Genomic DNA, 14,104 nt, shown 5'->3' on the forward strand with positions numbered 1-14,104 from the left:
AAGCTATCGAAGTTGACTCTCTTTACTCGCTCGTCGATTGAACAGTGCTTGGCGTCGCGACACCAATTCGATCGTTGACTGGCATTCGATACAAAGACGAACGCCTTTCATTGCAAGACGACGCGCTTCTGGGATCTCATCACCACACTCATCGCAGTAATGGGCGCTCTCACCCTTTGTGATACTGCCACGAACACGGGAAATCTCGTCGTCTATTGTGTTTTGAATTTGTTGGCTGACGCTATCGTCGTTTGCCCACCCTACGGCCATAAGCCCTCCTCGTTACTTGAATGAGAAAATCTACTTACCGTGGTAAGGTGGATGATTATATCGATTACAAATAACAAGATAATTAGGGTAAATTCGAAAACACTATTACGTTTTAGTAATAATTACTCTGTAATCGATTATTCGGCGCTCTCATGGAAAAGCAATGCAAGGTTACTCATACTCCCTTCCTCGCATTCAAAATGCTGCGTTTGCTCAGGCTCTCTCAAAGTAACACTGAGTATCTTCTCTACCTCATCAAACTCCTCGCTAAAGTACTCACTAACCAATATGACGCGCTCACCAATACTAAATTCCAGTGACTTCTCATCTACCAACGCTCGATGATACTGGTCTAATTTAAAGTCCTTTATAACTAATGATCTTTCAATACTGCTCCCCCCTAAGCTAAGCTCCGACAGTAGAACCTGACTGTTTATGTTTTCTATTGATATTTCTAGACGGTTAGGATGTGAAGCATCACACTTAAATAGCGCAGTATTAGTGTGGCTGGAAGCACAAGCAGATGAACTAAAAATAAGTCCAAGCAAAGAAATGTTACGCAGCATTTTTAATCGAAGCATATTTTTTGTAAGCCTTTTCTAATTTGACGTCGTATTGATTTTTCTGATACTCAGAACCATTGTAACCATGAGCAAAGGCAGCCCAATTTTTATCTCTTATATGCTCACCTAAGCCAGACTTTTGGATAAACGTAACAAAAGCCTCAAGTTGTTTCTTCTCCGACTCGAATACAGCTTTAACAAAGGATTCAGCGGTAACATGACCAGCTAACTTGAAATTAAAGCCCATAATTTGGAAACGTCCCCAAGATGCGGAACGGATTGCTGCATTTGAATTCAGTTCAATCGCTTTATTTAAACGTACGTATTCTGAGATACCACCGACATAAAGACTTCGATTCCAATGCCGACTTGAAATACTTGGATGACTGTTATCGTAGGCTCTTGAAGTGAGTCTCGAAAATATATGAGCCTCAAACAAAATCTTTGGCTTACCATTGCTAAAGTAGGCTTCTCCTCGGCTCTCAACTTCCGCTACAGCTTTAATAGCAGCGACTTCGCATCCAAGAGTTTCAGCTACTTTGCGATAATCCAAGTCCGTCAACGCATCTCTTGAGCCAACCAAAGGTAACGTATATGCCACCGCAGTCTCAGGTGTTCGTTTTAAATAATCATTCAGCTTACGATGGCTTCTTCCATTCACATCTATCCTTCCATCTGGACGAGCCATCCCAACAAGGTTTTTCTGAAAAGCTTTAATTGCGCCGACAGTTTTGGAGTTTTCCGGTCTAGAGCCTAGTTTCCCATCCACTTTAAGTTCCTTTACTCCCTTTAAAGAACCAAGCAATTGGTTAATAGACCTTTGTACCGTACGAATGTCACCATCCACATTTTTACCACCCAAGCCAACAGAGCCGCTTATTCTTATTGAAGCCATGAAAGTACCTCCTCTTTATCTTTTGGAGGAGCTTGTCACGCTCAATGAAGCTTAGAAAAATGTCATTAGGGGCTGGTTTTAATAATTTGGGCTAACTATGCAATACCTCATCCTACATTTACATAACAACGTATTTTCACTCGACGCAGATAACAAAAAACCCAGCACTAAGGCTGGGTTTTGGTGTTCTAATGGTCAATGAATTAACCGATGTGCGTTGCGCCCGCCATGTACTTCTGAAGTACTGTAGGGATTGCAATGCGGCCGTCTGCTTCTTGGTTGTTTTCTAGGATAGCAACCATTGTACGACCTACAGCAAGACCAGAACCGTTTAGCGTGTGTACAAGCTCAGGTTTCTTCTCGCCTTTACGACGGAAACGCGCTTGCATACGACGAGCTTGGAAGTCCCACATGTTAGAACATGAAGAGATCTCACGGTAAGTTTCTTGAGCAGGAACCCAAACTTCTAGGTCGTAAGTCTTACGAGCGCCGAAGCCCATGTCACCTGTACATAGAACCACTTTACGGTAAGGAAGCTCTAGAAGTTGTAGAACTTTCTCAGCGTGACCTGTTAGCTCTTCTAGTGCGTTCATTGAATCTTCTGGCTTAGTGATTTGTACTAGTTCAACTTTGTCGAACTGGTGCATACGAATCAAACCACGAGTATCACGACCGTAAGAACCGGCTTCTGAACGGAAACATGGCGTGTGAGCTGTCATCTTAATTGGTAGATCCGCTTCGTCAGAAATCGTGTCACGAACTAGGTTCGTTACAGGTACTTCTGCAGTAGGGATTAGAGACAGTTTACGTGGCTCTTCGTCGTTTACTTTTTCTACTAGTGGCTCAGTGTGGAAAAGATCTTTACCAAACTTAGGAAGCTGACCAGTACCGAATAAGCTGTCAGAGTTTACTAGGTAAGGTACGTACATTTCTGTGTAGCCGTGCTCTTCAGTGTGAAGATCTAGCATGAACTGAGCGATTGCACGGTGTAGACGAGCAAATTGGCCTTTCATCACGATGAAACGTGCGCCAGTGATCTTAACAGCACTTGCGAAGTCTAGACCGTCGCCCATTTCGCCTAGGTCAACGTGATCTTTCAGTTCGAAGTCGTAAGACTTTGGCTCACCCCAACGAGAGATTTCAACGTTGTCGTTTTCATCTTTGCCATCTGGCACTTCGTCTGCTGGGATGTTTGGTACAGAAAGCGTGAATTCGTCTAGTTGAGCCATTACTTGCTCAAGTTCAACTTTCTTCGCATCAAGATCGCTACCTAGAGTACCGATTTGCTTCTTGATTTCTTCTGCGCCTTCTTTGTCGCCAGCCGCCATTTTTTGGCCGATTTGCTTGGAGATGGAGTTACGCGTGGATTGTAAATTTTCTACTTCTACTTGAATGGACTTACGTTGTTCTTCAAGTTTACGAATAGTCTCTACGTCTAGCTTAAAGCCACGACGCGCCAGTTTAGCAGCTGTTTCATCCAGCTCTGTACGAAGTAATTTAGAATCCAGCATTGTTAATCCTATGCTTTTTGTTGTGAAATCACGCGCACTTTCCAAGGCGTGCGCGTTAAAAAAATTTACTGAACAAATGTATCCAAAAACGCCTACTTTTCATAGCGCTTTTGTGGGCTATTTGCGTCTAAAGTAGCCAAGTAATCTAACTTTTCGCCGATTTTGGTCTCTAGACCACGATTTGTCGGCTGATAGTACCTACGATCACCCATTTCAGGCGGCAAATATTGCTCACCTGCGGCGTAAGCGCCAGGCTCATCGTGCGCGTAACGATACTCTGCCCCATAACCCATGTCTTTCATCAAACTGGTCGGTGCATTTCGAAGGTGATGCGGCACTTCATATTCAGGCAAGTTATGAGCATCTGTGAGCGCTTGTTTCCACGCCACGTATACCGCATTACTTTTTGGCGCACACGCTAAGTACACGATCGCCTGTGCAATAGCGCGCTCACCTTCTGCCGGACCAACACGGGTAAAACAGTCCCAAGCAGATAAGGCTACTTGCATTGCGCGAGGATCTGCGTTGCCTACGTCTTCAGAGGCAATAGCCAGCAGGCGGCGTGCGATGTACAAAGGGTCACAACCCGCAGCCATCATACGCGCAGCCCAATAGAGCGCAGCATCAGGGTTTGAGCCACGAATGGATTTGTGGACCGCAGAGATTAAGTCGTACCAAATGTCGCCTTTGTTATCAAAGCGAGAGACCTTTTCCCCTGCGACTTCCGCAAGTAACTTCAGAGTGATCTCTTTTTCGCCCTGCGCATTATCCTCAGCCATATCATAGAGCAGCTCAAGGTAATTGAGGGACATGCGAGCATCACCGTTTACCAGTTCTGCTAAGCGATCTAATACGTTATCGGCGAAATGTGCTGGTGTATTCCCCAACCCACGCTCTTTATCGCTAATGGCTTGGTTCAACGCTAATGAAATTTCTTTTTTATCTAAAGAAGTCAGCTTGTACACACGTGCACGTGACAGCAATGCGTTGTTTAGCTCAAACGATGGATTTTCTGTGGTCGCGCCGATAAAAGTAACGGTTCCATCTTCAATATGAGGTAAAAACGCGTCCTGTTGAGATTTATTGAAGCGGTGCACCTCATCCACAAACAAGATGGTACGGCGACCCGCCATTTTATTCTCACGCGCTTTCTCGATTGCAGCACGGATTTCTTTCACACCAGACGTCACCGCAGACACACGCTCTACTTCTGCGTTGGCATAGTTTGCAGCAACTTCCGCTAATGTCGTTTTGCCAGTGCCTGGTGGTCCCCACAAGATCATCGAGTGAATATGACCCGCTTCTAACGCGCGACGTAAAGGCTTACCAGGACCTAAAATGTGCTGCTGTCCGATGTATTGTTCGATCGTTTCCGGTCTCATACGAGCAGCAAGGGGACGAAAATCTTCGTCCCCCGAGAAATCTAATGTGTAATTGCTCACTACCAATTAATTCCTTTGATCATCCACTTCCACGCCATCTGGGATTGTGAAGGTGAATCTGTCTGCTTTTGGTTTGCCAAGCTTCACGTTGCTAAAGCTGAACAGCCCCTTCTGACCATCTTGCTCAACTACGTTAAAGCCTTTCACCACACCTTTTGCATCAATATTAATCTGGAATTGACCTTGTGTGGAGTCTACTGCGGTAGGAATGAGGGTGAACTCGTCACCTTTTTGAGAAATCTTGTAGTTATCCCAATCACTTGCGCGATTACGCGTTAGCAAAACAAATGGCGTTTGCTCTGTTGCTTGCTCTTGCCAGTAGATGCTGACTTGTTCAATGAATGGGCTGTAGTACCACAGTGTTTTACCATCAGAGACCAGCAAGTTTTCGTCAGGGAATGTCGTGCTCCAGCGGAACAGGCTTGGACGAGCAATTTCAACCGTACCTTCCCCTTCCATGACTGTTTCACCTTCTGGGCTGATTACTTGCTGTGAGAAATCCGCACTGAAGCCATCATTCATAGACAGGCGTTTGTTTAATTCATCTTTAGGAGACGCGGCATGTGCAGTAGAGAAGAGAGAAAAGCTTAAAACAAGCGCAGAGAAAAGTTTCGCTGAAAATAGTTTGTTCATTCAGATACCTATTGTTAGAACCACTCACCTCAGTTGGACTGAGGTGAGTAACACAAGTTCATTAATCTTTTGGTGGCGCAGGAGCCAGTACTTCACGGTTACCGTTATGACCCGGAGCACTTACGATGCCTTGCGCTTCAAGCTGCTCAACAATTCGAGCCGCTCGGTTGTAACCAATCTTGAATCGACGTTGTACGCCAGAAACCGACCCACGACGAGATTGAACCACATGCTCTACGACTTGATCGAACAATGGGTCCACTTCTTCATCCGATTCCATCTGTTCACCCGGAAGCAGACTTTCTGGACCTTGGTCACCACTGATGATTTCGTCGATGTAATTAGGCTTACCACGCGCTTTCCAGTTGTTCACAACAGCGTGAACATCATCATCCGACGCAAACGCACCGTGAACACGGATTGTATGGCTTGAACCCGGAGGTAGGTAAAGCATGTCACCCATACCGAGTAGTGATTCTGCGCCGCCTTGGTCAAGAATCGTGCGCGAGTCAGTCTTAGTAGATACTGTAAATGCCACACGCGTTGGAATGTTCGCTTTAATCAGACCGGTAATAACGTCAACCGATGGGCGCTGCGTCGCAAGGATCAAGTGAATACCAGCCGCACGCGCTTTCTGTGCCAAACGAGCAATCAGTTCTTCAACCTTCTTACCTACCACCATCATTAGGTCGGCAAATTCGTCGACAACCACAACGATGTAAGGCAGTTTCTCTAGCAACGGTGGCTCAGTGTCCATGCTGTCGCCTTCTTGCCAGAATGGGTCATGAATTGGATGACCCGCTTCTGCTGCCATCTTCAACTTCTCGTTGAAGCCTTTGACATTACGGACGCCCAATGCCGACATCAGTTTATAACGACGTTCCATCTCGCCTACACACCAACGTAGCGCGTTAGACGCGTCTTTCATGTCCGTTACAACTTCAGAAAGAAGATGAGGGATACCTTCGTAGATTGAAAGTTCCAACATTTTCGGGTCGATCATGATGAAACGCAGATCTTCAGGCGATGCTTTATACAGCATACTCAAGATCATGACGTTCACACCCACCGACTTACCAGAACCAGTCGTACCCGCAACTAACACGTGAGGCATCTTCGCAATATCAGCAATAACCGCTTCACCAGCAATATCTTGACCAAGAACGACTGTTGTCGGCGAGGTTGCTTGTTCAAATTGAGGACTGTTGATTACATCAGACAGGAACACGGTTTGGCGGCTCATATTAGGCAACTCTAGACCCACATACGGTTTGCCTGGAATAACTTCGACAACACGTACTGCCATTGCTGACAATGCACGAGCCAAGTCCATAGACAAACCTGAAATACGGCTCACTTTTACGCCCGGAGCCAAATCAAGCTCGAATCGAGTGATAACAGGACCTGGGTAAATACCGACTACATCAGCTTTAATCTTGTAATCTGCAAGTTTGGTTTCAACCAAACGAGCCACCTCCTCCAAAGCGTCGCGGTCGATAAAGTTGTCGCGTTTCTCTGGGTGGTAAAGCAATTCTAGCGTTGGCAATGGCTCTGCTGGTACTGGCAAGTTTTGCTCTTGTTGTACCAAGAATGGGTTTTGCTGAGCAGCCACTTTCGCTTGAGCGCTCGAAACCAAGTTTTGGAACGCCGCTACGTCTTGGTCACCTTCTTGAACCTCTTCTACCTCGACATCTTGAGGCGCTGGTGCTACCGGCTGAGGCGCAGCTTGGTGCTGCATGGGTTGTTCTTGTATAGCCTGCGGTTGTACAGGCTGAGAAACAGGTTGTTGCGGCTCAACATGTGTAGGCTGAGCTTGCTGTACAGGTTGTTGCGTTTGGTAATCATCTTCTTCATCCAAGACATCAAAGTTCGAAATCGTTGGCTCGATGTGCTGGCTTGGCTCTGTTTGTTCTGCAATGTTATCCAAAGCTGCAGCGTTAATTACAGGCTCTTCATGTAGAGGTTGCTCTGTAGTTGGCTGTTCGATTGGGGCGTGAACTAATGCTTGTTCTTGAACAACTTGGGGCTGTTGAGCCTGATCTGCTTCAAACTGAGCATACTCATCGTAGCTTGGCTCATTCTCGACCTGTTCAAAGACTGTTGGTTCAGGTGCCACAAACGGTTCTTGTAGCGCTTGTTGATGATCAACTTGCTGTGGAGCTGGTTCTTGAGCAACGGACTGTGGCGCTTCAGGCTGAGCCACAATAGGTGCAACCACTGGCTCTTGGGCTTGTGATACTTGAACTTGTGGCGTTTCATCAGCCCAGTCGTCAGCTTGTTGCGCTGCCGCTTCTAGCTCCTCAATGGTGACATTCAGTTGCTTAGTACGCTCAACCGTCGGATCCACGTTGTCTGTGTTCACTGCTCGAACAGGCTCAACTGATTGAGCTTGCTCTTGAGCTTGATGCTGAACTTGAGATTGTAGTGGCGCTGCATTCACAACCGCTGGTTGAGGCGTTGGCTGCGCTATAGGTTGTGTCGCAGACTGCTGTTTCGGTTGTTCCGCTGCAGATTGAGGCATGTAGATCGGGTATTCATGTGCAGGCGCCTCTTCTTTCGGCTCTTCTACATCATAAGCCGTAAGGTGCGGCAGAGGTTCATCTTCAAGATCATCTTGACCGCGCTTACTCACGACTCGGTCCTCAGCGAACTCGTCTAATTGAGGCTCTAGCGTTTCTTGCTCAGTACCACGAGCTTTATTAGTAACAGCAGCAACTAAGCCAAGCGCACGGTCACCTAACCATTCGACGATCTTCAGCCAAGAAATACCGGTAAACAGAGTAAAGCCGGCTCCCCATAGGAAAAGAAGCACAAGCGTTGTACCCAACACATTGAGTGTAGGTAAAGATAGACTGGTTAGTACGTCACCAACGACACCACCAGATGAGAAATACCAAATGTCGTCAAAGTTAATATCAGCAAGACCACAACTGGTAAGAATGAGGATAACTAACCCAAGTAGACGAGTACCCCACAACATAAGGTCGATAGGATCGTCTTCAGAACGCTTACGGCAAATCACCCATGCTCCTGCTGTCAACAGGAATGGCAGTGGGTACGCAAGGGAACCAAAGGTAAAGAATAGCGTGTCGGCTAACCAAGCGCCGAACAAGCCACCAGCGTTATTGATCTCTCCCCCCCAAGCAGTTTGGGACCAAGACGGATCAGCCGGGCTAAAGGTAAATAGTGCAACGGCTAACAATACCGAGCTAAGAACGCCAACGATAAAGCAGCACTCTTTTAAGCGTTGGAAGCCATTTAGACGTGAAGACTGAGGCTCTTCACTGGTTTTGATAATGGTTTCGACTTTCTTTGCGTTCTCTTTGAACATAAATCAACTTGAATATGGAAATGAATTAGGAATAAGCAAAACATTCCGAGCGGCACAAAGCCGCTCGGTAAATTGATTTAACCATATCAAAGAGAAAAACCCAATTACTCTATGGAGAAAGCGGAAGCATTTACCGCTTTCTTTGCAAGAAATTAACGAGTTTTAATCACAAGCTGGTTAGTTTGCTTCACTTCTTCCATAACGACGTACGTACGAGTGTCATTTACGCCAGGAAGACGTAGTAACGTATCGCCTAGTAGTCGACGGTAAGCACCCATATCAGATACACGGGTCTTTAGAAGATAGTCGAAATCACCTGATACAAGATGACACTCTTGGATGTCGTCTAGTTTTTGAACAGCTGCGTTAAACTGCTCGAACACATCTGGTGCACCACGGTTCAACGTAATTTCTACGAATACCAATAGTGATGCATCGAGGAACTGCGGGTTTAATAGCGCAGTGTACCCTGTGATGTAACCTTGACGCTCTAAGCGACGCACACGCTCCAAACACGGCGTTGGAGAAAGTCCTACACGTTTTGAAAGTTCAACGTTCGAAATACGACCGTCTTTCTGCAGTTCATTAAGAATGTTGCGGTCGATACGGTCTAGTTCCTTGGACGGCTTCTTATAGTTGTCTGCCATTTTTTATTCCACCTTATTACTTCCTTGCAAAAAAATATACTACAACTTTTTAATATTTGGTGCCAAATATTACAAATCAACATCTATACTAGATATTAATTCGACAATAACACCCTACAAACAGTTAATACAACCATTTTAGAAAGAGGACACAGGATGATCATTGGCGTACCTAAGGAAATCAAGAACCACGAATACCGTGTGGGTATGATCCCAGCTAGCGTGAGAGAGCTAATCTCACATGGTCACCAAGTTTTGGTTGAGACCAATGCAGGTGCCGGCATTGGTTTTTCAGACGATGATTACATCGCTGTAGGCGCATCCATTCTTCCTACTGCTACAGACGTGTTTGCGAAAGCAGATATGATTGTAAAAGTAAAAGAACCCCAAGCTGTCGAGAGAGCAATGCTCCGCGAAGGGCAGATTTTATTTACTTATTTACACCTAGCACCAGATTTTCCACAAACTGAAGAGCTAATCAAGAGCAAAGCTGTCTGTATAGCGTATGAGACTGTAACAGATAATATGGGTCGTTTGCCACTGTTAGCACCAATGTCAGAAGTGGCAGGTCGGATGTCTATTCAAGCAGGTGCGCAAACGTTGGAAAAATCGCACGGCGGTCGCGGTCTACTACTAGGTGGCGTACCTGGTGTTGAGCCTGCGAAAGTTGTTGTCGTTGGCGGCGGTGTAGTTGGCGCGAACGCAGCTCGTATGGCTGTTGGTCTTCGTGCAGACGTAACTATCCTAGACCGTAACGTAGATACTCTACGTAAATTAGACGAAGAATTCCAAGGTCGCGCTAAAGTGGTTTATTCTACTGAAGACGCTATCGAGAAGCATGTTCTAGAAGCAGACCTAGTGATCGGCGCGGTTCTAATCCCTGGTGCAGCAGCACCGAAACTGGTAACAAAAGAGCATATCGCTAAGATGAAGCCAGGTGCGGCGGTTGTTGACGTAGCCATCGACCAAGGTGGTTGTTTCGAAACTTCTCACGCAACAACACACGCAGACCCAACTTACATCGTTGACGAAGTCGTTCACTACTGTGTAGCAAACATGCCAGGTGCAGTTGCTCGTACTTCAACATTCGCGCTGAACAACGCAACGCTTCCATACATCGTGAAGCTAGCAAACAAAGGCTACCGTGAAGCGCTTCTTGAAGACAAAGGTTTCCTTGAAGGTCTAAACGTTATCCACGGTAAAGTGACTTGCAAAGAAGTTGCTGAGAGCTTTGACCTAGAATACGTTGAACCAGCGCAAGCTATCGCAATGTTCAACTAATGACAAAATAACGCACAAATTGTCACGTTTTGTTTACAAAAGCCCACATTAAAGTGGGCTTTTTTGCATAGAGCATTTAATTATAAAAAATAACTAAACCTTATAAGCGCAAATTAAAATGTTTCGAGGTGTGACTGATTTAGCGCAAAACTCTGCCAATCTAACACGATAACCACGTTCTTCAAGATAAAGTGCTTTGTCCAAAGCAAGCCAAATCTCCAACGGTCGTTGAAACATCAACTGAACCAAGCTCAAACGCTCCATTTGCCAAAAGCGCTTCTCGCCTAACTTTTCGAAATGTTCGAAGTCGATTTGGCCAGAGAGATCGATACCTTTCTGGTCCGCAGCCCAGCGACACAAAGATTCAAATCCTTCACTTAATTGCGACTTACGCACACTTGGAACTGGTTGGTACTCTTCCATGCCCAACGCTTGTCGTGTGATCAAATCAAACCCAAGACGAAACACCATTTCCTGCTGACGATGACGTCGCACACGTTCTCCGCCCGTTACTGTTTGTTGTAACGGAATACGCAGTTCTTGCTTAGACAATGAGAGATAAGAAGCCCTGCCCTGCGTCGACATCGGCTGATACTGCTCAGACTGAATCAGATGGTAACAACAAGGTGAGATTGTCATCGCAGCAATCCCATTCTCGCTTCCATACTGCATTAAGCGAACATGGAGATCACCACAAGCATGAAGTGCTACCGCGTGTTGCGTCGGTTTAAATACCGCTCTCGCTTTGCTATCGAACGCATCGCCTTGAATAAACGTCATCTTCCAATGGTGTTCATTCGCCGCTTGTTGCCCTGAGTCACACAGCGCTTGCTGGTATTCAAAACTAGTAACAGGTTGATCGGTTTGCGTTGTCAGGATTCGTCCCAAATACCCTTTACCTGAACACCACTCAAGCCATTCTTCACCGTGATGATGTTGAATCGCCGCTTCGCCCATCGAGCTAATTTGCTCTAACTTACGACCAGGGATGCCGTTATCTAAACCACGGACAAGTTCCAAACCCTTTAAATCTAGTGGCTCTAAAAAAGTGAGTTCTGCGAGTTGTTCAAGTTCAGGCAAAAACGGACTGAGTGCTTTTAGCGCAAGTTCTGGTTCCGCTTTATATTCTTCGATTTGAGAGGGACTAAGAGACGCTAACCATTGGCACAACTGAGGGTGTTGCTCTTGCCAAGGTAACGATACGTGAACGCTGCTTTTAAATGGCTCGAATCGCCACAAAGATTGGTTTTCGATTAAGCAGTCATTAATAAATTGAAATTGCGTTTTCATAGCTCCCCCTACAACGAGCGCATTGTAGAGGGAATCGAAACATCAATGAAGTGTTATCTAACCGGAAGCTCGATGTCTTTAAACATCTCTTCAATTTCCGAGTTCGATTTCAGAGAAATCGCTTGTTCAACTACCGGACGAGTCAAGTGCGGTGCAAAACGCTCCATAAAGTCGAACATGTAAGAACGTAGGAAGGTACCGCGACGGAAACCGATGCTTGTCGTACTCGCACCAAATAAGTGGCTTGCGTCAATCGCAACCAAATCGCTGTCTTGGTCTTCATCAACCGCCATACTTGCAATCACACCGACTCCAATGCCCATACGAACGTAAGTTTTAATCACGTCAGCATCTGTCGCAGTGAACACAACGCGCGGCGTCAAACCTTCGCGGTTAAATGCCGTATCCAGTTCAGAGCGACCAGTAAAGCCGAACACGTAAGTCACCAATGGGTAAGCTGCTAAATCGTGAATGGTTACCGTGTCTTTCTTCGCCAATGGATGTTCTTTTGGTACCACGATCGAACGATTCCAGTGGTAACAAGGCAGCATAATGGCATCTTGGTAAAGGTGAAGAGCTTCTGTCGCAATCGCGAAATTGGCCGTACCTTTCGCAATCGCTTCAGACATTTGCGAAGGCGTACCTTGGTGCATGTGCAGCGACACTTTCGGGTAACGTGCCGTAAAGCCTTTGATCACGTCAGGAAGTGCGTAACGTGCTTGGGTGTGAGTGGTAGAAATGTTCAACGTACCCATTTCAGGGTGAGTATGTTCACCAGCAACCGCCTTAATGCTTTCAACCCGCGCCAGAATCTCTTGAGAAATTCGCACGATTTCTTCACCAGCGGGTGTCACCTGCGTTAAGTGTTTACCACTTCGTTCAAAGATCTGAATACCCAATTCATCTTCCAGCAAACGAACTTGCTTACTGATACCAGGCTGAGAGGTATATAGGCTCTCTGCCGTCGCAGAAACATTCAGATTATGGTTCACAACCTCAACAATGTACTTCAGTTGTTGCAGCTTCATCGTAATCCCTTACTCATTGATTGAGATAATAACGTCATACTTATCTTGTCTACTCGCCCGAGTAGATATAATGATTAGTTATAACGTGTTAGCAACTAAATGAACAGTAATTTCTAACTTATAGCTCAAACTCATAGCGAATCGAACTCCTTGATTAAATATGCATAGAGTTGAATTTTAAAAATTCGCTTTTTCTTACAGCTCACCGCATTCCGTGCTTAATTACGTCGGAAAACGTGTTTGGGGCAAAATAATCAAACAAATAGGGTGCCGAGAAAGATAAGATTCATGTATTCTTGAACGCTAGCCATACAAAAGTAAAAAAGCAGACGCAAAGATATGAATACTGGTTTAATAATCGCTTTGGTAGTCATCCTACTGGTACTGATCCTTGGCTATAACATCATGTTGCAGTACAAGGTCAAAGTAGAGACAGCGAAAAGACAAGAGTCTGCTCGCTACGTGGCACTGATTGACGGTACAGAAGAGCTGATTGGACACGCTCATCATATTCCTTTCAGCAAGGACTTACTGTTATGTCTTAATAATCGCATTCTTGATGCGCTTGAAAGCATGCGTGACCTCGATCCGAAGAACAAACAACTTGTTCAGCGCGTCGAGAACATGAAACAGCAGATTGCCCAACTGAATGAGAGCAATCAAAGCGGCGAAAGCACGACGTTTAAAATGCCAAGCAGCGACAAGCAAGCTATCTTGATGCTGAAACTGGTAAAACGCCTGCGTGACACCGTTCGTAACGAGCACAACAAAGGTCGACTCGATACACAAACTTATGTGACTGAAAACGCGCGTCTGGAAACCATGCAGATTCGTATTAACATCGAAAACGTCATTAAGCGTGCAAACGATTCGATTGCTCGTGGTCAGCCTGGTACCGCTCTGCAATTGCTTCGCAAAGGTATTGATGCTCTGAGCACAAAAAATGATGCTTATTCAGTTCAAGCAAAACAAAAGCTTGAAGAAATGCTTGGTGATCTTGATAAGAAACGCCAGGACAAGAACGACGCAGAAATGCAGCAAATTGCCGATAAAGAGCGTGACAGTGATATGGATGCGCTCTTCGGTGAAAAGAAAAAGTGGTAAACTCTCCACAAGCTTTCCGCCCTATCCGATTAAAGGCTGCGTTTGCAGCCTTTTTTGTGTCTTATTACTCTGAAAATGACACAGGCTGGATAACCCAAATTTGAATGTA

At 45.7% G+C, this 14,104-nt stretch carries 12 protein-coding genes; 2 read left to right on the forward strand and 10 right to left on the reverse strand.

Annotated features, from left to right (window positions below; translation table 11 throughout):
* Nucleotides 1–3: 3 nt before the first annotated feature.
* The 8 genes from QMY49_RS08805 to lrp all read right to left on the reverse strand — a co-directional run bounded on the left by QMY49_RS08805 (nucleotide 4) and on the right by lrp (nucleotide 9,292).
* Nucleotides 4–270, reverse strand: coding sequence for a DksA/TraR family C4-type zinc finger protein (locus QMY49_RS08805; protein WP_017819146.1), 267 nt, complete (start codon nucleotides 268–270; stop codon nucleotides 4–6).
* Between the two features lie 137 nt (nucleotides 271–407).
* On the reverse strand, nucleotides 408–836 hold the full coding sequence (locus QMY49_RS08810) for a hypothetical protein (RefSeq protein WP_017188206.1): 429 nt from the start codon (nucleotides 834–836) through the stop codon (nucleotides 408–410).
* A complete protein-coding gene (locus QMY49_RS08815) occupies nucleotides 826–1,728 on the reverse strand; it encodes an N-acetylmuramidase domain-containing protein (RefSeq protein ID WP_045488171.1) in 903 nt (300 codons plus the stop codon). Before QMY49_RS08815 ends, QMY49_RS08810 begins: the two co-directional genes overlap by 11 nt.
* A gap of 203 nt (nucleotides 1,729–1,931) precedes the next feature.
* Nucleotides 1,932–3,239: a serine--tRNA ligase gene (gene serS / locus QMY49_RS08820; RefSeq protein ID WP_017819144.1), complete on the reverse strand. Its 1,308-nt coding sequence runs from the start codon at nucleotides 3,237–3,239 to the stop codon at nucleotides 1,932–1,934.
* A 92-nt stretch (nucleotides 3,240–3,331) separates the two neighbouring features.
* A complete protein-coding gene (locus QMY49_RS08825; protein WP_017819143.1) occupies nucleotides 3,332–4,687 on the reverse strand; it encodes a replication-associated recombination protein A in 1,356 nt (451 codons plus the stop codon).
* Nucleotides 4,688–5,314, reverse strand: coding sequence for an outer membrane lipoprotein periplasmic chaperone LolA (lolA, locus tag QMY49_RS08830; protein ID WP_005450808.1), 627 nt, complete (start codon nucleotides 5,312–5,314; stop codon nucleotides 4,688–4,690). It lies immediately after the preceding gene.
* Between the two features lie 61 nt (nucleotides 5,315–5,375).
* Nucleotides 5,376–8,645 (reverse strand): DNA translocase FtsK 4TM domain-containing protein, encoded by a 3,270-nt coding sequence (locus tag QMY49_RS08835; protein WP_283311065.1) that lies wholly within the window; start codon nucleotides 8,643–8,645, stop codon nucleotides 5,376–5,378.
* A gap of 152 nt (nucleotides 8,646–8,797) precedes the next feature.
* Complete coding sequence (gene lrp / locus QMY49_RS08840) at nucleotides 8,798–9,292, reverse strand: leucine-responsive transcriptional regulator Lrp (RefSeq protein WP_005437169.1); 495 nt, start codon at nucleotides 9,290–9,292, stop codon at nucleotides 8,798–8,800.
* Nucleotides 9,293–9,448: 156 nt separating this feature from the next.
* Here lrp and ald point away from each other — a divergent pair, with 156 nt between their 5' ends.
* Nucleotides 9,449–10,573 (forward strand): alanine dehydrogenase, encoded by a 1,125-nt coding sequence (gene ald, locus QMY49_RS08845; RefSeq protein WP_005450810.1) that lies wholly within the window; start codon nucleotides 9,449–9,451, stop codon nucleotides 10,571–10,573.
* Between the two features lie 93 nt (nucleotides 10,574–10,666).
* Here ald and QMY49_RS08850 read toward each other — a convergent pair whose 3' ends face one another.
* Both QMY49_RS08850 and cysB read right to left on the reverse strand, forming a co-directional pair.
* Nucleotides 10,667–11,863 carry a methyltransferase gene (locus tag QMY49_RS08850; protein ID WP_283311067.1) on the reverse strand — a complete coding sequence of 399 codons (1,197 nt, stop codon included), beginning with the start codon at nucleotides 11,861–11,863 and terminating at the stop codon, nucleotides 10,667–10,669.
* Between the two features lie 53 nt (nucleotides 11,864–11,916).
* Complete coding sequence (gene cysB, locus QMY49_RS08855; protein ID WP_005450814.1) at nucleotides 11,917–12,891, reverse strand: HTH-type transcriptional regulator CysB; 975 nt, start codon at nucleotides 12,889–12,891, stop codon at nucleotides 11,917–11,919.
* A 339-nt stretch (nucleotides 12,892–13,230) separates the two neighbouring features.
* Here cysB and QMY49_RS08860 point away from each other — a divergent pair, with 339 nt between their 5' ends.
* Nucleotides 13,231–13,995, forward strand: a complete 765-nt coding sequence (locus QMY49_RS08860; protein ID WP_005450816.1) for a hypothetical protein — start codon at nucleotides 13,231–13,233, stop codon at nucleotides 13,993–13,995.
* Nucleotides 13,996–14,104 lie beyond the last annotated feature (109 nt).

Origin of the sequence: Vibrio harveyi (assembly GCF_030060435.1) — a bacterium.
Taxonomy (GTDB): domain Bacteria; phylum Pseudomonadota; class Gammaproteobacteria; order Enterobacterales; family Vibrionaceae; genus Vibrio; species Vibrio harveyi.

What these genes read in the sequence shown, in the direction of transcription:
- lolA (WP_005450808.1), bottom strand. Translation starts at nt 5,314, where the DNA reads ATGAACAAACTATTTTCAGCGAAACTTTTCTCTGCGCTTGTTTTAAGC.
- QMY49_RS08835 (WP_283311065.1), bottom strand. Translation starts at nt 8,645, where the DNA reads ATGTTCAAAGAGAACGCAAAGAAAGTCGAAACCATTATCAAAACCAGT.
- lrp (WP_005437169.1), bottom strand. Translation starts at nt 9,292, where the DNA reads ATGGCAGACAACTATAAGAAGCCGTCCAAGGAACTAGACCGTATCGAC.
- QMY49_RS08805 (WP_017819146.1), bottom strand. Translation starts at nt 270, where the DNA reads ATGGCCGTAGGGTGGGCAAACGACGATAGCGTCAGCCAACAAATTCAA.
- QMY49_RS08810 (WP_017188206.1), bottom strand. Translation starts at nt 836, where the DNA reads ATGCTGCGTAACATTTCTTTGCTTGGACTTATTTTTAGTTCATCTGCT.
- serS (WP_017819144.1), bottom strand. Translation starts at nt 3,239, where the DNA reads ATGCTGGATTCTAAATTACTTCGTACAGAGCTGGATGAAACAGCTGCT.
- cysB (WP_005450814.1), bottom strand. Translation starts at nt 12,891, where the DNA reads ATGAAGCTGCAACAACTGAAGTACATTGTTGAGGTTGTGAACCATAAT.
- QMY49_RS08860 (WP_005450816.1), top strand. Translation starts at nt 13,231, where the DNA reads ATGAATACTGGTTTAATAATCGCTTTGGTAGTCATCCTACTGGTACTG.
- ald (WP_005450810.1), top strand. Translation starts at nt 9,449, where the DNA reads ATGATCATTGGCGTACCTAAGGAAATCAAGAACCACGAATACCGTGTG.
- QMY49_RS08850 (WP_283311067.1), bottom strand. Translation starts at nt 11,863, where the DNA reads ATGAAAACGCAATTTCAATTTATTAATGACTGCTTAATCGAAAACCAA.
- QMY49_RS08815 (WP_045488171.1), bottom strand. Translation starts at nt 1,728, where the DNA reads ATGGCTTCAATAAGAATAAGCGGCTCTGTTGGCTTGGGTGGTAAAAAT.